Source organism: Mesorhizobium album (assembly GCF_033977205.1).
Taxonomy (GTDB): domain Bacteria; phylum Pseudomonadota; class Alphaproteobacteria; order Rhizobiales; family Rhizobiaceae; genus Mesorhizobium; species Mesorhizobium album.
The window spans coordinates 197,166-217,654 of record NZ_JAVIIW010000005.1 but is presented as its reverse complement, the minus strand read 5'-3'; the positions used below and the strand labels follow the sequence as shown (position 1 = coordinate 217,654).

Genomic DNA, 20,489 nt, shown 5'->3' with positions numbered 1-20,489 from the left:
GCTATCGTCGGCAAACTCGCCGGCGGCCGAAGGAGCAACCGGATGCCTGCAAGAACGATGTCGCTCACCGAGGAATTGGTCGCCCGCTGTTTTCGCGCGGTCGAGGACCCAGGGCCCGATCCTGATGCGCAGCATCTCCGCGACAGCGACTATGAAGAGATGCTGGATGCGTTCGAGGGCGAGTTGCCTGCAGCCGAGCCTCTCTGGCTGTTCGGCTATGGCTCGCTGATCTGGAAGCCGGAGATCGAACATGTCGAGGAGCGGGTCGCCGTGGCGCGCGGCTGGCATCGCTCCTTCTGCATGAAGATGACGCGCTGGCGCGGCACCAAAGAGAGCCCTGGCCTGATGATGGCGCTGGATCGCGGCGGCCAATGCAAGGGCGTCGCCTTCCGGCTGGACGGTGGCGACCGCCGGGAGGCGCTGGACAAGCTTTTCCGGCGCGAGATGACGCTGAAGCCGACCAGCTACCGGCCGCGGGTGCTGCAACTCGCAACCGACAAGGGGCCGTTGCGGGCGCTCGCCTTCGTTCTCAACCGCAAAGGCACGACCTATGCCGGCCCGCTCAGCGAAGGCGAGGTGGTCGAAAGGCTGGCGACCTCCTGCGGCCATTGGGGGTCAGGCGCCGACTATCTCTACAATACTGTCAAGAATCTCGAGGCGCGCGGCATCCACGACGCCCATCTGTGGCGGCTGCAGCAGCTTGTCGCCGCAAGGATCGCCGGCTCCTAGTTCCCAATGCGTGCCGCAATCACGCTCCGACATGGCGGAATTTGGTTTGCCGGGTGCGGCGATTCTGCATATAGTCTGCGCCGTCGTCGGTTCCGTTTTTGGAGCCAAGAGGGAATGCGGTGAGGGCGAACTTCCTGCCCAAAGCCGTGGCTGCCCCCGCAACTGTGTGCGGTAGTCCTCTCCATAAACCACTGAGGGTTTTCCTCGGGAAGGTGGGGAAGGGCGCGGATCCGCGAGCCAGGAGACCTGCCGGCGACAGGAAAGTTGACTTCGATGCCCTCGGGTGGAGGGCGAAAGGACAAGACATGAATACCGCTTCCGTCTCCCTCGGCGCCTCCGTCTCCTCGCAGTCGCGCATCATGCAGCTGACCCTGGCCGCGCTGCTCGGCATCTTCGTCGTCGGCTTCGTCGGCTTCTCGCATATCGATGCGGTCCACAACGCTGCGCACGACTATCGCCATTCGATGGCTTTTCCCTGCCACTGAGCAAGGCCTGACATCATGAATCTGTTTCGCAACGTCGTGTTCATCGCGGCGATCGCGGGGCTCGTGGCGGGCGTGGTTCTCGCCTGCATGCAGGCCTATGCGACCGTGCCGCTGATCCTGAAGGCGGAAGTGTACGAAAAGGCGGGCGGCGGTCATCACCACGATCACGCCGCCGCCAGCACAAGCAACAACGCAATGAGTTCGGCCGCCCCGGCGGACAACGCGATGAGCAGTGCGGCTCCGGCGCCGGCCGAAGCGGCTGCGCCGGCCGAGGATGAGGGCTGGGCGCCGGCCGACGGCTTCGAGCGCTTCGCCTTCAACGTCGTCGCCAATATCGTCACCGGCATCGGCTTCGCGCTGATCCTGGTCGCCGTCTCCGAGTTCGCCGGCGGCATCGGCAACTGGCGGCAGGGCGTGTTCTGGGGCCTTGCCGGCTTCGCCGTGTTCACGCTGGCGCCGGGCCTCGGCCTGCCGCCGGAATTGCCGGCAATGCCCGCGGCCGAGCTTTTGCCGCGCCAGATCTGGTGGATTTCGACAGTGGCGGCAACCGCGGTCGGTCTCGGTCTGATCGCCTTCCGCAAGTCGCTGCCGCTGGCGATCCTCGGTGTTGTGCTGATCGTGGCGCCGCACGTTATCGGCGCGCCACAGCCCGACAGTTTCGAGACGGCGATTCCGGAGGGGCTGCATCATCAGTTCGTGGTCGCGGTGACGCTCACCGATCTAGTTTTCTGGCTGGTGCTGGGCGCAATTGCCGGCGTGGCGCGCGGCCGCTTCACCGGCACGGCGACCAGCCTGCGCGACAGCTTTGCCTGATCGCGCAGAGGGTCGTCTGACCTTCATCCTCGGCGGTGCGCGCTCCGGAAAAAGCGCGTATGCCGAGACCCTGGCGACGGCAAGCCCGTCGCCCTGGGTCTACATCGCCACCGCGCAAGCCTATGACGACGAGATGCGCGAGCGCATCGCGCTGCATCGCGCGCGGCGCAGCGAAAGCTGGGTGACCGTCGATGCGCCGCTCGACCTCACCGGTGCGATCGAGGCTTTGCCTGATCATCAGCCAGTGCTGATCGATTGCCTGACATTGTGGCTGACCAATCATATGCTGGCGGACCATGATATCGAGGCCGAGTGCCGGCGGCTTACGGATATACTGTCACGGCCGCGCGGGCCTTGGTTCGTGGTGTCGAACGAAGTCGGGCTCGGCATCGTGCCGGACAATGTGCTGGCGCGCCGGTTCCGCGACGCCGCCGGGCGGCTCAACCAGCAGGTCGCGGCGGTCGCCGACAGCGTACTGATGATCGTCGCGGGGCTGCCGCTCAAGGTGAAGTGACATGGCCGAAATCGACGACAAGATCATTGACGACAAGGATGCCGAACGCCATCGCGCCAAGATGGCCAAGCGCAAGGCTGTGCAGGATGCCGAGGTTGCCGGCAAGACGATCGAGAAGGGGCTGCTGATCGTCAACACCGGGCCGGGCAAGGGCAAGACCACCGCTGCCTTCGGCCTAGCGCTCAGGATGCTCGGCTACGGCAAGCGCGTCGGCGTCGTCCAGTTCATCAAGGGCAAGTGGCACACCGGCGAAAAGGATGCCTTCGCAGCTTTCGGCGACCGCGTCATCTGGCACACGATGGGCGAGGGGTTCACCTGGGAGTCGCAGGATCTGAAGCGCGACATCGCTGCCGCGGAGGCAGCCTGGGCCAAGGCGCTGGAGTTGATGGCCGATCCGTCGATCAGCCTCGTCGTGCTTGACGAGCTCAACATCGCGCTGCGTTACGATTACCTCGATCTGGAAAAGGTGGTTGCGGCGCTGAAGACCCGCCGCGAGGGTTTGCATGTCATCGTCACCGGCCGCAACGCCAAGCCGCTGCTTGTAGAGGCCGCCGATCTCGTCACCGAGATGGGGCTGACCAAGCATCACTTTGCGGCCGGCGTGAAAGCGCAGCAGGGGATCGAGTTTTAAGGCATGTTGATATTCAGGTGACCTGATTCTCAACACACCTTAGCGGCTGATTGAAATGGTCAGATAGATCACGATCGCCGACAGGATCGCGAACAGGCCGAGCAGCAGTCCGTCGGCAACGCGGTAGAGTTTCAGCGCCTGCCTGATGTCCGTGCTCTCGGCCTCGCGGCGGCCGCCTTCGCCCATGAAGGCATCCTCGACGATTTCACCGCCATAGCTGCGCGGCCCGGCCAGGGACAGGCCCAGCGCGCCCGCCATGGCGGCTTCCGGCCAGCCGGCATTGGGAGAGCGGTGTTTCTTCGCGTCGCGGCGCATCACCTGCCAGGCACTACGGGGGTCGGCGCCCTTGACCAGGAAGGCCGCGAGCACGATCAGCAGGCCGGTGAGCCGCGATGCAGGCAAGTTGATCCTGTCATCGAACAGCGCCGCGGCGCGGCCGAAGGCCTCATGTTTCGGCGTGCGATGGCCGATCATCGAATCGGCGGTGTTGGCGGCCTTGTAGGCAGCGCCGCCGACCAACCCGCCGATGCCGGTCCAGAAGGCAGGCGCAACGATGCCGTCGGAGAAATTCTCGGCCAGGCTTTCGATCGCGGCGCGGGCAACGCCCGCCTTGTCGAGCTTGTCCGGATCGCGGCCGACGATGCGCGAAACAGCGATGCGGCCGAGCGTCAGACCGCCGGTCTCCAGCGCATCGGCGACATCCTCGACATGCTCCGCCAAGCTCTTTTGCGACAGCAGGGAGGAGCCGAGAATGGCGGCAATGACGAGACCCGACGGGAAGATCAGCCAAAGCAGGACATGAAGCGCCAGCCCGATGGCGGCCGGCACGAGAATGATCACCCACAAGGCCTGGACGCCGCGGCGGCGACGCAATTCGTCGGAATCCGTAGCGCGGTTGAGCCTGCGGTCGAGAAAGGATATCAGCCTGCCAATCCAGGTGACGGGATGGCCGATGGCGTTAAACAGCCAATCCGGATAGCCGAGGACACGTTCAACGGCGAGTGACAGGAAAGCGATTAGGATCGACATGAAGCTTCTAAGCGGAGCGATTGCAGCGGTTGATCATGGCGGCAGCCTTGGCCGCGCACGCGCCCTTTTTCCTCATGCGCCACAGCCTTTCATTGACCTCTCGACAGGTATCAATCCGCACTCCTATCCGCTTTTCGACCTGCCCGCCACCGCCCTGTCACGATTGCCGGAGGCAGGACAACTGCGCGAATTGGCCGAAATTGCGGCCAGCGCCTACGGCGCGCCGACGGCGGCACATGTCGCGGCCGGGCCCGGCACGCAGATCCTGTTGCCGCGAGTCGCCTCGCTGGTGAGGCCCGGCAAGGCGCTGGTGCTGGGCCCGACCTATGCCGAGCATGCCAGAGCCACCGCGATCGCTGGCCATGCGGTGGCGGAGGTGCACGATTTCGATGCTCTGGCGGAGGCTGACCTTGCAGTGCTGGTCAACCCGAACAATCCGGACGGGCGAGTGATCGAAAGGGATCGCCTGCTCGGCCTTGCCGCGCGGTTGCGCAGCAAGGCCGGCCTTCTTGTCGTCGACGAAGCCTTCATGGATGTCGGCCCGATTGAACACAGCCTCGCTGGCGATGTCGGCGAAGGCGGTATCGCGGTGTTGCGCTCCTTCGGCAAATTCTTTGGCCTCGCCGGGGTAAGGCTCGGCTTTGCGCTTGCCGATACGCTGACGGTCGAGCGGCTGGAGGCGCAGCTTGGGCCTTGGGCGGTTGCCGGCCCGGCGCTCGAATACGGGATCCGCGCGCTGGCAGACACAAAGTGGCAGGGTGACATGCGGCAACGTCTGGCAGGCGATGCCGAACGGCTCGACGCTCTCCTCGGCCGCTTCGGTGTTCCAGTCACCGGCGGCACCAGTCTGTTCCGCTATCTGTCTTTGGCTGACGCCTCAACCCTGTTTTCGGCTCTCGGCGAGCGCGGCGTGCTGGTCCGCCATTTTGCCGAGCGCCCCCACGTGCTGCGCGTCGGCCTGCCGGGCAGCGAGGAGGAATGGCTGCGCCTCGAAGGCGCGCTTGCAGCTTGGGCCTCGCGGCGCGACGATGCGCCGAAGGAGTTCTGACGATGATCCATGTCTGTTCGCTGTCGAAGGTGGAAGAGACCGTTGCAAGAACTGGCGCTGAGCGCCTGCTCTCGCTGCTCGCCGTAGGCACCGAAGTGATCCGTCCGGCCTCTATCCTGGCGGAAAACCATCTACATCTGGTCATGCACGATATCGCCGTCGCGCAGGAAGGCATGACCATGCCGGGCGAGGAGCATGTGCGCGCGCTGCTCGACTTCGCCTATCGCTGGGATAGGGCGAAACCGATGGTCGTGCACTGCTATGCCGGCATCAGCCGCTCGACGGCGTCGGCCTATATCATCGCGGCAGCGCTGGCGCCCAAACGCGACGAGGCGGAACTGGCGAAGACGCTGCGCTTTCTGTCGCCGTCAGCGACGCCCAATCCCCGGCTGATCGCCGTCGCCGACACATTACTCGGGCGTGACGGCCGGATGATCTCGGCGATCGAAGCGATCGGGCGCGGCGCCGACGCCTTCGAGGGGGCTCCCTTCGAGCTCAACATTTAAGGTTGAGCCTGCGCTTTCGGCTATGACAGCCAGTCGGAAAGCTTCGCCTTACGCACGTCCATAACCAGATTGATGAAGCCATCGGCCTGATGCTCGGCCGTCAGCCGGCCCTTCTCGGCGGTCGCGATGCTGGCGTCGCCGACCACGCCGTTCGGGTTGAGGTCGCTGGCGATCCAGGCGAAAGCATGCGTGCCGGTATGGCGAAGCAGGGCGAATTCCTTTTCAGCGCGGCCAACGTTCGAGACGAAATTGTCGGCCTTGGCCATATCGACGAGATCAGGCCGGAAGTGCAGCATCAGCGAGGTCTCGACATCGCCGCCATGGATACCGTGGCGGTCCTCCAGCTCCGTGTACATGCCCGCCGGGCGGCCGAAACGCTGCCAGCTCGTCTTCACCGCCAGCATCTTTGCACGCACGCGCAGTTCGCGCGTGATGATGCCCATGATCTCCTCGTTGCCGCCATGCGAGTTGACGACGATCAGCTTTCTGATGCCGGCACGAGCGATCGATAGGCCAAGCTCGGTCCAGGCATCGACCAGGGTGGTGGCCGGCAGGGTGAGGGTGCCGGGCGCATGCAGATGCTCGTTCGACTTGCCTACCGCCTGTACAGGCAGGATGCGGATGTCGAGGTCGTCGGGCAGGCGCGCGATCACCGTTTCCAGCATGCCCGTCATGATCGAGGTGTCGGTCGAGACCGGCAGGTGAGGGCCGTGCTGCTCGATCGCCGCCACCGGCAGTACGGCAATCGTCGCTTCCGCGTCGATCGAGGCATATTCGGTCGTCCGGTAGTCGCCCCACCACACACGTCTTTTTGTCAATGTCGTCTCCCGAAGGTCTGTTTGTCCGGACTGGAGCGGTCTAAAGCGCTTTTCGTCCGCGGGCAACCGCTAGCCGGCTGCCAGCACTTCCACCTCGACCTTGAATTCCGGGCGGGCAAAGCCTGAAACGATCATAAGCGTCGAGGCCGGCGCGGGATCGGAAAACAAACGGTTGCGGACATCCATATAGGCTTGCAGATGCGCGCGGTCAGTGACGAAGGCGTTGATGCGCACGACATCGTTCAACGTCAGCCCGGCTTCGCTGAGAATTGCGGCGATGTTCTTGAAGCAAAGTTCCGTTTGCGCGCCGGCATCCTCCGGAACGGCGTCATCCGGCCCGATCCCAAGTTGGCCCGAGCACAGCACAAGGCGCTTTCCCGCTGGAATTTCAACGCCGTGACTGTAGCGGGCAAAGGGCGGCTTGATCGACTTGGGGGCGAGGTATTTGAGCATGGCATTCTCCTGTCGGCAGGCAGACTAAGGCCGGATTCATGAAACCTTCAAGATGCGGTGCACGCCTCCCGGGCGATTATGGACAGGCGTCCAAAAAATGGGCACGATGCCTCTTGCACAGCATGACCCGTCCGGTCTCGGCAATGACTGCCGCGCAAGCAGGCGGCCCGGGCGGTGGCATGTGTCTTGCTTCTTGAGCCAATGGAGTCGAGCCCAGCGCGCAGCGCGCCGGAGCCAAGAGAGGGTGATGTCGATGTACGGAAAAGGAAAAGTCCTGGCAGGCGCCGTCGCGCTGCTGGCGGCGGGCACATTGGGTGCGGCCGCCAATGAGAAGGTCACCTTCGGCACCAACTGGCTGGCCGAGCCGGAGCATGGCGGCTACTACCAGGCGATCGCCGACGGCACCTATGCCGCCTGCGGCCTCGACGTCACCATCATGCAGGGGGGGCCGCAGGTCAGCGGCCGGCCGATGCTGCTCGCCGGCAAGATCGATTTCTACATGGGCGGCAACCTGCTCTCGGCTTTCGACGCCGTGCAGCAGGGCATCCCGATGCGCGTCGTTGCCGCCGACTTCCAGAAGGACCCGCAGGTCATCATGTCCCATCCCGGTGAAGGGCTGGACAAGTGGGAGGACCTGAAGAACGCCGACCAGTACATCCTCGGCGACGAGGGCGCGCAGACCTTCTTCCAGTGGATGGTGACCGCTCTCGGCTTCGATGCCGCCAAGCGCGTGCCCTACACTTTCAATCCGGCGCCTTTCATTGCCAACAAAAAGTCGATCCAGCAGGGCTATGTCACGTCCGAGCCCTTCGCCGTGCAGAAGCAGGGCGGCTTCATTCCGAACCAGTTCCTGCTCGCCGACAATGGCTGGGATACCTATGCGACGACCATCGAGGTGATGCAGGACACGATCGACAAGCGGCCGGAGGTGGTGCAGTGCTTCGTCGATGGCTCGGCCAAGGGCTGGTACAATTACCTCTACGGCGATAATAAGGCCGCCAACGACATGATCAAGAAGGACAATCCGGACATGACGGATGAGCAGATCGCCTTCTCGATCGCACAGCTGAAGAAGTTCGGCATTGTCGATTCCGGCGACACGGAAAAGCTCGGCATCGGCGGCATGACCGAAGCGCGCATCCAAAGCTTCTACGACAAGATGGTCAAGGCCAAGGTCGCGCAGCCGGGCATCGACATCAAGAAGGCTTATACGCTCGCCTTCATCAACAAGGGTGTCGGGCGGGAGTTGAAGAAGTAAGGCGGCCTGCCTGAGATGATCCAGGAGAAAGTGGCGCAGGCAGCGGCATCGGGCGAGGGTCCGATGCTGCTTTCCTTACGCAATGTCGGCAAGGTCTTTTCCAACGGCGTGACGGCGCTCAGCAAGGTTGATCTGGCGATCCGGGAAGGCGACTTCCTCAGCCTGCTTGGCCCGTCGGGCTGCGGCAAGTCGACGGCGCTCCGGCTGATCGCCGGCCTGTCGACGCCGACCTCCGGTCAGCTCGACTGGCGCGGCTCGCTCGACCGCTCGAAGATCGGCTTCGTTTTCCAGGAGCCGACGCTGCTACCTTGGGCCAGCGTCTTCGATAATGTCTGGCTGCCGCTTCGGCTGAAGGGTGTGTCGCGCGCCAGGGCGGAACTCGCCGTGATGGAGATGCTGTCGCGCGTCCATCTCGCCGGCTTCGAAAACGCCGTGCCGCGCGAGCTTTCCGGCGGCATGAAAATGCGCGTCTCGATCGCGCGCGCCATGGTGACGAAGCCGCGCATCCTTTTGATGGACGAGCCCTTCGCGGCGCTCGACGAGATCACCCGCTTCAAGCTCAACGACGATCTTCTCGAGCTTTGGCAGGACGAGCGCTTCACCGTCGTCTTCGTCACCCATAGCGTCTTCGAAAGCGTGTTCCTGTCCAGCCGCGTCGTCGTCATGGCGGCGCGGCCGGGCCGGGTCCACGGCGAGCTTGCCATCGAAGCGCCTTATCCGCGCGACGAGGTATTCCGGACTTCACCCGGCTATGCCGCGCTTTGCCGGCAGGCCTCGGACGTGCTGGTGAATGCCATCAACTCAACCGCCGGACCCCATCATGACGGCCACTGAAGACAATGCGCTGAAGCTCGATCCGGAAGAGGCGCGCCGCGTTCGCCAGGAGCGGCTGGAGCGCATCGGCAAATGGGTGCTGCCGATGGCGATCATGGTGCTGGCGATCTGGCTGTGGGACCGCATCTGCGTCTGGAACGAGATCCCGCAATACATCCTGCCGCGCCCGGGCGTCGTGCTGCAGACGCTGCACGACGATGCCGGCCTCTTGTTCTCCTCGCTGCTGGTGACACTGAAGATCACCTTCCTCAGCCTGCTTCTCGCCGTCATTGGCGGCGTCGGTCTGGCGGTGCTGTTCGCGCAGTCGAAATGGGTGGAGATGTCGTTCTTTCCCTTCGCCATCGTGCTGCAGGTGACGCCGATCGTCGCCATCTTCCCGCTGATCAACATCTACATCAACAATCAGACGACCAAGCTTTTGCTCTGCGCCTGGATTGTCGCCTTCTTTCCGATCCTCTCCAACACCACGCTCGGATTGAACTCGGTCGACCGCAACCTGCGCGACCTGTTCAAGCTCAACGGGGCGACGCGCTGGCAGCAATTGCGCTATCTGCGTCTGCCGGCGGCGATGCCCTATTTCCTCGGCGGGCTGAAGATCGCCGGCGGCCTGTCGCTGATCGGCGCGGTGGTAGCCGAATTCGTTGCCGGCGCGCAGGGGCAATCGTCCGGGCTTGCGTCCCGCATCATCGAGGCCGGCTATCGGCTCAACGCGCCGCGGCTGTTCGCGGCGCTGATCCTGATCTCGCTCACGGGCATTCTGATCTTCCTGGTGCTGTCGCTGGTGTCGCATCTCATCCTGCGCCGCTGGCACGAGAGCGCGCTGAGACAGGAGCGGTAGGGTGGCTGAGATGATTGAGAACAGTGAGAGGCTACTTGGGCCAGAGATACGGCGAACAGGCGTGCGGAGACATCGCGAACAGTTTTGCACCGCCGCATTCTTCGGTAACCGTAACGGCATGGATCCTCGGGTCTGCGCGTCCGCTTCGCTCCCGCTCCGCCCATGGATGACGAAGGACAGGAAGGCATATGCAAATCGCCAATGCTGGAGATTGGTAGGAACCCCGGTATCTCCGACGTTTGCGATTGGTGGCGGCATCCTTTCTCTTCGCCATCCTAGGGCGGAGCGGGAGCGAAGCGGACGCGCAGACCCTAGGATCCATGCCGTTCCCTCCGAGCTTAGCGGCGGTGCAAAACTGTTCGCGATGTCTCCGCACGGCCGTTCGTCGTGTCTCCGATCCAGCCGACCCCTTCCGGGAACGGTGTTGCATAGAACAGCGGGGGGCAGGCCTTGATACCAACCTCCGGTTCTTATCGACTGGCTAACGTTCGACTTCATCGATCGCTCACGCCGGATCTTGCCGCCGCTTTCGACGAGGATAGGTTTGCACTAGCCGACATTACCGTCGCCAATGGCAAGATCGCCGACCTTGCCCCGCACGGCCGGGCAGTGGCGCGACCCGACGCGATCGACCTTGGCGGCCGCATTGTGCTGCCGTGTTTCGTCGACTGCCATACCCACATCGACAAAGGCCATATCTGGCCGCGCCAGCCAAATCCCGACGGCACCTTCATGGGCGCGCTCAATGCCACCGGCGCCGACCGCGCCGCGCGCTGGAGCGCGCAGGATGTCGCGCGGCGCATGGATTTCTCGCTGCGCTCAGCCTACGCGCACGGCACCAAGGCTGTGCGCACGCATCTCGACAGTGTGGCGCCGCAGGAGGAAATCTCCTGGCCGGTATTCGAGACGATGCGCGAGAGGTGGCGCGGCAGGATCGAATTGCAGGCCGCCTGCCTGCTCGGCATCGAAGGCGTACGCGACAAGGCCTGGTTCGAGCGGCTGGCAAAACGCGTCGCCGCGGCCAGGGGGGTGCTCGGCGTGGTCACCTATATGGTGCCCGACCTCGAGGAACTGCTCGACAAGGTGTTTGCTGAAGCCATCAAGCACGGGCTCGACCTCGATTTCCATGCCGACGAGACCGACGATGTCGCGGCAATTTCGCTGAAGAAGATCGCCGAAGCTTCGCTGTGGAACGGCTTTGACGGCAACATCCTCGTTGGCCATTGCTGCTCGCTCTCGCGCCAGCCGGATCTCGAGGTTCTCGACACGCTGGACAAGGTGGCAAAGGCCGGATTGGCAGTGGTGTCGCTGCCGATGTGCAATCTCTATCTGCAGGACAGGCGCAACAACGGCACGACGCCGCGCTGGCGCGGCGTTACGCTGCTGCATGAGATGAAGGCGCGCGGCATCAAGGTGGCGGTGGCCTCCGACAACACGCGCGACCCGTTCTACGCATATGGCGATCTCGACATGCTGGAGGTCTACCGCATGGCGACCCGCATCCTGCATTTCGACCATCCGGTGGGCGACTGGCCGAAGGCGGTGGCGGCGACGCCGGCCGAGGTGATGCGGCTCGATGATGCCGGAACGCTCGCCGCCGGCGGCAGCGCCGACTTCATCGTCTTCAAGGGGCGGAACTGGACTGAATTGCTGTCGCGGCCAGAATCGGATCGCATCGTCGTGCGCGAGGGCAGGGCGATCGAACGCCAACTGCCCGACTATGCCGAACTCGACGAATTGATGGTGTGATGATGGATATCGCAGCGCTGAAGCGCGATCTCGAAGGGCTCAAGATCGATGATCACCCGGCGATCATCCAGCAGAAGAGCCGCGACTTCTACTGGTACAGTCCTGTCCTCAAGAAGCAGCTCGATCATATCACCGGCGACCTGATCGTCACGCCGAAGAACGAGCGCGAGGTGATCCGCGTGCTCGCCGCCTGTCACCGGCACGGGATCCCGGTGACGCCGCGCGGCAGCGGCACCGGCAATTACGGGCAGGCGATGCCATTGTCGGGCGGAGTGGTGCTCAACCTTGCCGAGATGAACGAGATCAAGGCGATCGCGCCCGGGCGTGTGGTTACCGGGCCGGGGGCGGTGCTGGCGGAGATCGACAAGGCGACGCGGGCGCATTCCGCGCAGGAATTGCGCATGTCGCCCTCGACCTACAACACCGCGTCGGTCGGCGGCTTCGTCGCCGGCGGCTCGGGCGGCGTCGGCTCGATTCGCTGGGGCGGCTTGCGCGACCTCGGCAACGTAATCCGGCTGAGGACCGTAACGATGGAGGCGGAGCCGCGAGTCATGGAACTCACGGGCGAAGACGTTCTCAAGGTCATGCATGCCTATGGCACCAATGGCATCATTACCGAAGTCGAGATGCCGTTGACGGCCTCCTATGACTGGATCGACGTCATTGTCGGTTTCGACGACTTCATGGACGCGGCCGGCTTCGGCAACGATCTCGCCGTTCAGGATGGCATATTGGCGAAGCTGATCACGCCGATCGCGGCGCCCATCCCTTACGATTGTTTCAAGCGGCACCAGAAGTTCTTCCGGCGCGATCAGAGCATTGTGGTGTGCATGATTGCTCCGCATGCCATGGACGCCTTTGTGGCCTTAGTCCGCAGCAGCAAGGGCGAAATCGTTTTCCGGGCCGACCAAGAAGCCGATCTCAAGGGGCTGCCGCCGGCCTATGAACTGACCTGGAACCACACGACGCTGCGCGCCATCAGGGTCGATCCGACGATCACCTATCTGCAGGCACGCTATCCGTCGCCGGACCATCTCGCGCACGTCAAGGCGATGGTGGACCGCTTTGGCGACGAGGTGCCGGCGCATCTCGAATTCATCCGCTTCGACGGCGCGATCGGCGCCGCCGGGCTGCCGCTTGTCCGCTTCACCACGGAAGAGCGGCTCGACGAGATCATCCGCATCCACGAGGACAACGGCTGCTGGATCTTTAACCCGCACCGCTACACGCTGGAAGAGGGCGGCATGAAGCAGACCGACGAGGTTCAGCTTGCCTTCAAGCGCGAGACCGATCCGCAAGGCCTGCTCAACCCAGGCAAGATGATCGCCTGGGAGAATCCCGGCTATGACTATCGTTCCGGCAAGCCCTTCCTGTTCAAGGGCCTGCAAAAGGCGGGGTGATGAACGTCCTCGTGCTTTACGCTCATCCGGTGGAGACCAGCTTCAATGCCGGCCTGCACCGGACGATCGTCAAGCGGCTTTCCGCGGCCGGCCACACGATCGATGATTGCGATCTCTATGCCGAGGATTTCGATCCGCGGATGACCCGCGCCGAGCGGCTCGGCTATCACGGCCAGCGAGGGCCTGATGATGCGGTGGCCGGCTACGTCGACAGGCTGCGCAAAGCCGAAGCGCTGGTGCTTTCGTTTCCGGTCTGGAACTACGGCTATCCGGCGATCCTGAAAGGCTTCTTCGACCGCGTTTTCCTGCCCGGTGTTTCATTCAAGCTGGTCGACGGCAAGGTGCAGCCGACGCTGCACAACATCCGCAAGCTCGCCGCCATCACCACCTATGGCGGCAGCCGTTTCCGGGCGATGCTGATGGGCGATCCGCCGCGCAGAATTGTTAAGCGCATGCTGCGGGCCACCATCAAGCCCGGCGCGTCCGTTTCCTATCTCGCGCATTACTCGATGAACCTTTCGACGGATCAGACACGCAAAGCCTTCATGAGGAAGGTGGCCGCCAGCATGGATCAGTTCTGATGCGCGTGCTGGTGGTCTATTGCCATCCGGTTCCCGAAAGCTATTGCGCGGCGATCCGCGACACGGCGATAGAGGTGCTGACGCAAAGAGGCTGGGACGTGCGGCTGCTCGACCTCTATGCCGAGAATTTCAACCCGGTGATGAGCTGCGAGGAGCGGCGCTCCTACAACGACCGCGCGCCTGAGGATCCGGCGCTGCGGCCGCATTTCGAGTACCTGCAATGGGCCGAGGCGATCCTCTTCATCTATCCGACCTGGTGGTACGGCCTGCCGGCGATGCTGAAGGGCTGGTTCGACCGCGTCTGGGCGACCGACATCGCCTTCAAGCTGCCGGTCGGCAAGGGGAGGATCAAATCGCTGATGACGCATGTCACCAAGGTCGGCGTCATCACCACCTGCGGCGCGCCGACTTGGTGGAGCGTCGTCGTCGGCCAGCCGGGACGCAAGACCATCCTGCGCGGCATGCGCGCGATCTGCGCCACACGCTGCAAGACGTTCTTCCTGGCGCATTATCTGATGGATTCGTCGACGCCCAAGAGCAGGGCGGCGTTCCTCGGCAAGGTAAGGGCGAGGCTGGAAAGGTTTTGAGAACCGGACTTCCCTTCTCCCACAAAGGGGAGAAGGGAGCCTGCGCTACATCCTCACCCGTTCCGCCTTCGGATCATACATCGGCTTCAGCGATGCTTCCGCGGCGAAACGATCGCCGGCGATTTCCACCTCATAGGATGAGGCCAGCACGTCCGCCTCGCTCTCACCCTTGCACGGCACATAGCCGAGGCCGATCGCGCCGCCGAGATGGTGGCCGTAATTGCCGGAGGTGATCGGGCCGACGATCTTGCCGTCGCGCAGGATCGCTTCGTTGTGAAAGAGCAGCGGCTGCGGGTCCTTGAGGCGGAACTGCACCAGCCGGCGGCTCAGGCCGGCTTCTTTCTTCCGCAGCACGGCATCGCGACCGATGAAGTCGACTTTGGCCGTTTTCACGGCAAAGCCGAGGCCGGCCTCCAGCACATTGTCCTCATCGGTAATGTCGTGGCCGAAATGGCGAAAAGCCTTTTCGATGCGGCAGGAATCGAGCGTATGCAGGCCGCAGAGCTTCAGGCCGACATCGGCGCCGGCATCGGCGATCGCCTCGAAGATATGGGCGGCCTGGTCGGTTGAGACATAGAGCTCCCAGCCGAGTTCGCCGACATAGGTGACGCGATGCGCGCGGGCGAGCCCCATGCCGATCTCGATCTCCTGGGAGGTGCCGAACGGATTGGCCTCGTTGGAGAAGTCGTTGGGGCTCACCTTCTGGATCAGCTTTCGCGAGTCGGGACCCATCAGGCAGATGACGGCCTCGGCGGCAGTGACGTCGGTGATGACGACGAAGTCATCGGTGACATACCGCCTCAGCCAGGCGAGGTCGCGCTGCAAGGTGGCGCCCGGCACGACGAGGAAAAAGGCCGTATCCGAGAGCCGCGTCACGGTGAGGTCGCTCTCGATGCCGCCCCTGGCGTTGAGCATCTGCGTGTAGACGATCTTGCCGGGCGCCACGTCCATGTCGTTGGCGCAAAGCCGTTGCAGGAAGGCACAGGCATCGCGGCCCTCGACGCGGATCTTGCCGAAGGAGGTCATGTCGAACAGGCCGACGCCGTTGCGCACAGCGAGGTGTTCCTCGCGCTGGTTGTCGAACCAGTTCTGCCGTTTCCAGGAATAGCGGTATTCGCGCTCCTGGCCCTCGCGGGCAAACCAGTTGGCGCGCTCCCAGCCGGCAACCTCGCCGAAGACGGCGCCGCGCGCTTTCAGGTGTTCGTGCAAAGGCGAGCGGCGCACGCCGCGCGAGGTTGCCATCTGGCGGTAAGGGAAATGATCGGCATAGAGCAGACCGAGTGTTTCCGAGACGCGCTCCTTGAGATAGCGGCGGTTCTTCTGGAAGGGCTGGGCGCGGCGGATGTCGACCTCCCAGAGATCGAAGGGCGCCTCGCCGTCGTTGATCCATTGCGCCAGCGCCATGCCGGCGCCGCCCGAGGAAACGATGCCGATCGAATTGTAGCCGGTCGCCATCCAGTAGCCGGAAAGTTCCGGCGCCTCGCCGAGGTAGTAGCGATCGTCAGGCGTAAAACTTTCGGGGCCGTTGAAGAAAGTATGGATGCCGGCCGTGCCCAGCATCGGCATGCGGTTGACGCCCATTTCCAGGATCGGCTCGAAATGCTCCATGTCCTCGGGCAACTGGTCGAAGCAGAAATCCTCGCGGATGCCGTCCATGCCCCAGGGCTTTGCCACCGGCTCGAAGGCGCCGAGCATCATCTTGCCGGCGTCCTCCTTGTAATAGGCGCACTCGTCCGGCACGCGCAGCACCGGCAGGCGGGAGAGGCCGGGGATCGGCTCCGTGACGAGATAGAAATGCTCGCAGGCGTGCAGCGGGATGGTGACGCCGTTCTGCCGCCCAAGCTCACGCGCCCACATGCCGGCGCAGTTGACGACGATGTCGGTTTCGATCGTGCCCTGGTCCTCGCCCTGCGCCCAGGAGACACCGGAGACGCGACCGTTCCTGGTGTGGACCTTGGTGATCTTGACGTTCTCGATGATTGTCGCACCGCGCTGGCGCGCGCCCTTGGCCAATGCCATGGCGATGTTGGCCGGATCGCACTGGCCGTCAAGCGGCAGGTGCACGGCGCCCACCACGTCCGACACATTGAGATGCGGGTACATCTCCTTGACCTCGCTCGGCGAAATCTCGCGTACGTCGACATCGAAGGCGCGGGCCAGCGATGCCTGCCGGTAAATCTCGTGCTTGCGCTCCTCGGTCAGCGCGACCGTGATCGAGCCGACCTGGCGCATGCCGGTGCCGACGCCGGTCTCGGCTTCGAGCTTGACGTAGAGGTCGGCGGAGTATTTCGCCAGCCGTGTCATGTTCTGCGAGCCGCGCAACTGGCCGATCAGGCCGGCCGCATGCCAGGTCGTGCCGCAGGTGAGCTGCTTGCGTTCGAGCAGCACGATGTCGGTCCAGCCGAGCTTGGCCAGGTGATAGGCGACCGAACAGCCGGAGACGCCGCCGCCGATGATGACGGCGCGAGCCTTGGAAGGGATGCTCTTGGTCATGCGGCCTCGCGGCGGTAGTTGGAAGCGAAGCGGCGCACACGAAGTGCTGCTTGCTGAAGCACAGGCTCAGGCTGGCAGAGGCTGATGCGGATATGGCCGGCTGCAGCGTCGCCGAAGCTCGATCCCGGCATGACGCCGACCTTTTCCTTGTCGAGCAGCGCCCAGGCGAATTTCTCGTCGTCGGGTTCGATGGCGGAGATGTCGAGCATGACGTACATGCCGCCTTCGGAGCCGTGCACGGTGACGTCATTGGCGCCGCGTATGGCATCGAGGAAGACCGCGCGGCGCGCGGCGTAGCGCTCGGCAATTTCCTTCACGCCGTAATGGTTCTCCAGCGCCTCGGCGCAGGCGATCGAGATGAAGGCCGGCAGGCCGTAGGTCGTCACCAGGTTGAGGTCTGTCATCAATGTGATCATCGCTTTCGGGCCGGTGAGCCAGCCCATGCGCCAGCCGGTCATGCCGTGGCTTTTCGACATCGAATTGATGACCAGCGTGCGCTCGGCCATGCCGGGCAGTGAGCGCGGCGAGATGTGCTCGCCGCCGCCGAGCGTCCAGTAGACCTCGTCCGACAGTAGCCAGAGATCGTGCTCCTTGCAGATTTCGGCCAGCTGTTCGAGGCGCTCGCGCGAATAGACAGCTCCCGTCGGGTTGTTCGGCGTGTTGATCAGGATCGCGCGCGTGTTGGGCCTGAGCGCCGCTCGGATCATGTCGGCGTGCGGCTGGAAGCCGTCCTCGGCCGGGGTCTCGACCACGGTGAAGCTGGCGCCGGCGGCGCTGAAGGTGTTGGGGTAGGTGGCATAGTAAGGCGCGACGACGATGGCGTGATCGCCGGGGTCGAGCACGCCCTGCACGGCGGCGTAGAGCGCGCCCTGGCCACCGGCCGTGGCGATGATCTCATCCGGTTCCGTCAGGATGCCGGTGCAAGCTGTGGACGCCGCCGCCATTGCCTTGCGCAGGCGTGGCAGGCCGGGGAGCGGGGTGTAATGGTGGTTGCTGCCGCGGACGGCGTTGACGCAGGCCTCGATCGTTTGCGAAGGCGTGTCGAAGTCATGGTCGCCGACCGAGAGCACGATGATGTCCTCGCCGGCTGCTCTGCGGGTCCAGGCGGCGAAGTGGACTTCCCAGCCGTCCTTGCCCGATGGCACGATGCCGGTAACGCGCTTTGATGGTTTTGGCATCAGGCTCTCAACCTCTCGTTCTTCGGATCCCACAACGGCTCGTCCTTCTGCACCACCGCCTTGAAACGGTCGCCGAAAATCTCAACCTCGACGGCCGTGCCGGGCTCGGCCAGATCGGAGCGCAGCATGCCGAGCGCGATCGATTTATCGATCCGGTGGCCCCAGCCGCCTGAGGTCGTCTCGCCGACTATGCTGCCGTCGTGCCAGAGCGTCGACATATAGGGCGCATCACAATCGCCTGGGTTTTCCACGACCAGCGTGACGAAGCGCTTCTTCACGCCCTGCTGCTTTTCGTTGAGCAGCGCCGCCTTGCCGCGGAAGTCGGGCTTGTCCCATTTGACGAAGCGCTCCAGCCCACCCTGCAGGATCGAATAGTCGGTCGACAGATCGCCCTTCCAGGCTCGGTAGCCTTTTTCCAGCCGCAGCGAATCCAGCGCATACATGCCGAAAGGTTTTAGGCCATGCTTGTGACCGGCGGCCCAGACGGCGTCGAAGACCGCTACAGTGTCCGCGACCTTGGTGTGGATTTCCCAGCCGAGCTCGCCGGCGAAGGAGACGCGCACCAGCTTCGCCCAGCGCCCGGCGATGGTCGTTTCCTGATGCGTCAGCCAGGGCAGCGTCAGATCGGCGGCGCAGACTTCGGCAAGGATAGCGCGCGAGTTCGGACCGGCGAGGATCTGGGTTGAATACTCCTCCGTGCGGTCGGTCAGCGTAAAGGCCGCATCGGCCGGCATACGGGTCTTCAGCCATTCGAAGTCGTGCCACTGTGCGACCGCGGCGGTGATCAGCGTCATCTGGTCCTCGCCGTGGCGTACTACCGACATTTCGGTGACGATGCGGCCCTTGTCGTCGGCGAAATAGACGAGGCCGATGCGGCCGGGCTTCGGCACAAGGCCGGTGACCTGCAGCGCCAGCCATTCGGCGGCGCCCGGGCCTTCGAGGTTGAAGCGCGAGAAGCCGGGCAGGTCGAGGATGCCGGCAGCATCGCGCACCGCCAGGCATTCCTCGCGCACGCGGTGTTGCCACGGCCCGTCGCGGCGGAAGGTCAGCGTCGCTTCCTCCGAAATGTCGTCGCCTAGCTTCGCATACCAGGTTGCGCGCTCCCAGCCATTATAGGCATCGAACTGGCCACCGAGCGCCTTGATGCGATCATGCAGCGGCGAGTGCTTGCGGTCGCGCCCGGCTGGCCAGGCGTGGCGCGGGAACTGGATGGCGTATTCGTTGCCGTAGATCTCCATGCCTTTAGCCACGCAGTAGTCGGGGGCAGAGGCAAAGGCGGTGAAGCGGCGCGGGTCGCAGGACCACATGTCCCACTCGGTCTGGCCCTCGGTCACCCATTCGGCCAGCACCTTGCCGGCGCCGCCGCCTTGCGCGATGCCGAAGGTGAAGACGCAGGCCTCGAAGGCGTTCGGCACGCCGGGCATCGGCCCGATCAGAGGATTGCCGTCAGGCGCGTAGGGGATCGGCCCGTTGATGACCTTGGAAAGGCCGGCGGTGCCGAGGATCGGCACGCGGGCGACGGCGTCGGCGAGGTAGTGCTCCAGCCGGTCGAGATCGTCGGGGAAGAGCTGGAAGGAAAAATCCTCCGGCATCGGATCGTTGTGGGTCGCCCAATGCGCGCGGCAATTGCGCTCATAGGGGCCGAGATTCATGCCGGTCTTTTCCTGGCGCAGGTAATAGGACGTGTCGACGTCGCGCAGCAGCGGCAGTTTTCTGCCCTGTTCCTTCGTCCAGGCGGCGAGCTCGGGGATTTCCTCGAACAGGATGTACTGGTGGCTCATCACCATCATCGGCACTTCGCGGCCGAACATTTTCCCGACTTCCGCGGCGCGGTAGCCGGCGGCGTTGATGACGATCTCGCAGCGGATCTCGCCCTGTGGCGTCGCGACCACCCATTCGCCGTTCTCGCGGCGAACGCTGGTGACCGGGCAGAAGCGGGTGATCTTGGCGCCCATGTCGCGCGCGCCCTTGGCGAGCGCCTGGGTCAGCTGTGCCGGGTCGATGTCGCCGTCGCTCGGATCATAAAGCGCACCCTTGAGGTCATGCGTCTCGATGAAGGGGTAGCGGCGCTTGATCTCGTCGAGGCCGACGACATCGATATCCATGCCCTGGTAGCGGCCCATGCCCTTGGCGCGCTGGAACTCCTGCATGCGCTCCTTGGTGTGTGCGAGCCTCAACGAGCCGGTGACATGGTAGTTCATCGGATAGTCGACCGCCTCGGCGAGGCCGCGGTAGAGCTCGGTCGAATAGCGCTGCATGTTCATCAACGACCAGGACGAGGAGAAGGTCGGCACGTTGCCGGCGGCATGCCAGGTCGAGCCGGAGGTCAGCTCGTTCTTTTCGAGCAGCACGCAGTCGGTCCAGCCCGCCTTGCAAAGGTGGTAGAGCGAGGAGGTGCCGACGACACCGCCCCCGATGATCACCACGCGCGCCGTGGTCGACAAACCGGCCATGTTCTCCTCCAACTTCCAAAGCGCGTCAGGACGCGCTTTGATTCTTTGTTTCATGCATGCCGTTGTCCCAAAACCGCTGCACACTTTTGGGC

The 20,489-nt window shown here is 64.0% G+C and carries 20 protein-coding genes and 1 riboswitch; of the genes, 14 read left to right on the top strand and 6 right to left on the bottom strand.

Annotated elements, in window-relative coordinates; genetic code table 11:
• Window positions 1-42: 42 nt before the first annotated feature.
• The 5 genes from RFN28_RS06715 (at window position 43) to cobO (ending at window position 3,172) form a co-directional block, all read left to right on the top strand.
• Window positions 43-729, top strand: a complete 687-nt coding sequence (locus RFN28_RS06715) for a gamma-glutamylcyclotransferase (protein ID WP_320286581.1) — start codon at window positions 43-45, stop codon at window positions 727-729.
• A 70-nt stretch (window positions 730-799) separates the two neighbouring features.
• Window positions 800-997: riboswitch (cobalamin riboswitch) on the top strand.
• A 37-nt stretch (window positions 998-1,034) separates the two neighbouring features.
• The gene (locus RFN28_RS06710; RefSeq protein ID WP_320286580.1) at window positions 1,035-1,214 is read left to right on the top strand and encodes a CbtB domain-containing protein; all 180 of its coding nucleotides are present in this window, start codon (window positions 1,035-1,037) and stop codon (window positions 1,212-1,214) included.
• A gap of 15 nt (window positions 1,215-1,229) precedes the next feature.
• Complete coding sequence (locus tag RFN28_RS06705) at window positions 1,230-2,027, top strand: CbtA family protein (RefSeq protein ID WP_320286579.1); 798 nt, start codon at window positions 1,230-1,232, stop codon at window positions 2,025-2,027.
• A complete protein-coding gene (gene cobU / locus RFN28_RS06700; RefSeq protein WP_320286578.1) occupies window positions 2,020-2,541 on the top strand; it encodes a bifunctional adenosylcobinamide kinase/adenosylcobinamide-phosphate guanylyltransferase in 522 nt (173 codons plus the stop codon). Before RFN28_RS06705 ends, cobU begins: the two co-directional genes overlap by 8 nt.
• A 1-nt stretch (window position 2,542) precedes the next feature.
• On the top strand, window positions 2,543-3,172 hold the full coding sequence (cobO, locus tag RFN28_RS06695) for a cob(I)yrinic acid a,c-diamide adenosyltransferase (RefSeq protein ID WP_320286577.1): 630 nt from the start codon (window positions 2,543-2,545) through the stop codon (window positions 3,170-3,172).
• 39 nt (window positions 3,173-3,211) lie between these two features.
• Here cobO and cbiB read toward each other — a convergent pair whose 3' ends face one another.
• Complete coding sequence (gene cbiB / locus RFN28_RS06690) at window positions 3,212-4,201, bottom strand: adenosylcobinamide-phosphate synthase CbiB (RefSeq protein ID WP_320286576.1); 990 nt, start codon at window positions 4,199-4,201, stop codon at window positions 3,212-3,214.
• On the opposite strand from cbiB, the gene cobD reads away from it, so the two are divergent.
• Window positions 4,200-5,249 (top strand): threonine-phosphate decarboxylase CobD, encoded by a 1,050-nt coding sequence (cobD, locus tag RFN28_RS06685; protein ID WP_320286575.1) that lies wholly within the window; start codon window positions 4,200-4,202, stop codon window positions 5,247-5,249. The genes cbiB and cobD overlap by 2 nt on opposite strands.
• A 2-nt stretch (window positions 5,250-5,251) precedes the next feature.
• Window positions 5,252-5,755 (top strand): tyrosine phosphatase family protein, encoded by a 504-nt coding sequence (locus RFN28_RS06680; RefSeq protein WP_320286574.1) that lies wholly within the window; start codon window positions 5,252-5,254, stop codon window positions 5,753-5,755.
• Window positions 5,756-5,775: 20 nt separating this feature from the next.
• Here the strand turns inward: RFN28_RS06680 and RFN28_RS06675 are convergent, their stop codons facing one another.
• The gene (locus tag RFN28_RS06675) at window positions 5,776-6,573 is read right to left on the bottom strand and encodes a creatininase family protein (RefSeq protein WP_320286573.1); all 798 of its coding nucleotides are present in this window, start codon (window positions 6,571-6,573) and stop codon (window positions 5,776-5,778) included.
• Window positions 6,574-6,642: 69 nt separating this feature from the next.
• Window positions 6,643-7,026 (bottom strand): RidA family protein, encoded by a 384-nt coding sequence (locus tag RFN28_RS06670; protein WP_320286572.1) that lies wholly within the window; start codon window positions 7,024-7,026, stop codon window positions 6,643-6,645.
• Window positions 7,027-7,279: 253 nt separating this feature from the next.
• Between RFN28_RS06670 and RFN28_RS06665 the strand changes: the two genes are divergently transcribed.
• The 7 genes from RFN28_RS06665 to RFN28_RS06635 all read left to right on the top strand — a co-directional run bounded on the left by RFN28_RS06665 (window position 7,280) and on the right by RFN28_RS06635 (window position 14,273).
• Window positions 7,280-8,284: an ABC transporter substrate-binding protein gene (locus RFN28_RS06665; RefSeq protein WP_320286596.1), complete on the top strand. Its 1,005-nt coding sequence runs from the start codon at window positions 7,280-7,282 to the stop codon at window positions 8,282-8,284.
• Window positions 8,285-8,299: 15 nt separating this feature from the next.
• Window positions 8,300-9,118 carry an ABC transporter ATP-binding protein gene (locus RFN28_RS06660; protein WP_320286571.1) on the top strand — a complete coding sequence of 273 codons (819 nt, stop codon included), beginning with the start codon at window positions 8,300-8,302 and terminating at the stop codon, window positions 9,116-9,118.
• Window positions 9,105-9,956 (top strand): ABC transporter permease, encoded by an 852-nt coding sequence (locus RFN28_RS06655; RefSeq protein WP_320286570.1) that lies wholly within the window; start codon window positions 9,105-9,107, stop codon window positions 9,954-9,956. The genes RFN28_RS06660 and RFN28_RS06655 overlap by 14 nt, the downstream gene beginning before the upstream one ends.
• Before the next feature lie 450 nt (window positions 9,957-10,406).
• Window positions 10,407-11,705 (top strand): cytosine deaminase, encoded by a 1,299-nt coding sequence (locus RFN28_RS06650; RefSeq protein WP_320286569.1) that lies wholly within the window; start codon window positions 10,407-10,409, stop codon window positions 11,703-11,705.
• Between the two features lie 2 nt (window positions 11,706-11,707).
• Window positions 11,708-13,105: an FAD-binding oxidoreductase gene (locus RFN28_RS06645; RefSeq protein WP_320286595.1), complete on the top strand. Its 1,398-nt coding sequence runs from the start codon at window positions 11,708-11,710 to the stop codon at window positions 13,103-13,105.
• Window positions 13,105-13,686 carry an NAD(P)H-dependent oxidoreductase gene (locus RFN28_RS06640; protein ID WP_320286568.1) on the top strand — a complete coding sequence of 194 codons (582 nt, stop codon included), beginning with the start codon at window positions 13,105-13,107 and terminating at the stop codon, window positions 13,684-13,686. Before RFN28_RS06645 ends, RFN28_RS06640 begins: the two co-directional genes overlap by 1 nt.
• The gene (locus RFN28_RS06635) at window positions 13,686-14,273 is read left to right on the top strand and encodes an NAD(P)H-dependent oxidoreductase (RefSeq protein ID WP_320286567.1); all 588 of its coding nucleotides are present in this window, start codon (window positions 13,686-13,688) and stop codon (window positions 14,271-14,273) included. The genes RFN28_RS06640 and RFN28_RS06635 overlap by 1 nt, the downstream gene beginning before the upstream one ends.
• Window positions 14,274-14,318: 45 nt before the next feature.
• Here RFN28_RS06635 and RFN28_RS06630 read toward each other — a convergent pair whose 3' ends face one another.
• From RFN28_RS06630 to RFN28_RS06620, 3 genes are read right to left on the bottom strand one after another with little or no spacing between them, the layout of a single operon-like run.
• Window positions 14,319-16,766, bottom strand: coding sequence for a GcvT family protein (locus RFN28_RS06630; RefSeq protein ID WP_320286566.1), 2,448 nt, complete (start codon window positions 16,764-16,766; stop codon window positions 14,319-14,321).
• Entirely contained in the window at window positions 16,763-17,944 is a 1,182-nt protein-coding gene (locus tag RFN28_RS06625; protein WP_320286565.1) for a pyridoxal phosphate-dependent aminotransferase, read from the bottom strand. The genes RFN28_RS06630 and RFN28_RS06625 overlap by 4 nt, the downstream gene beginning before the upstream one ends.
• Window positions 17,944-20,397: a GcvT family protein gene (locus RFN28_RS06620; protein WP_320286564.1), complete on the bottom strand. Its 2,454-nt coding sequence runs from the start codon at window positions 20,395-20,397 to the stop codon at window positions 17,944-17,946. Before RFN28_RS06620 ends, RFN28_RS06625 begins: the two co-directional genes overlap by 1 nt.
• Between the last annotated feature and the right edge of the window lie 92 nt (window positions 20,398-20,489).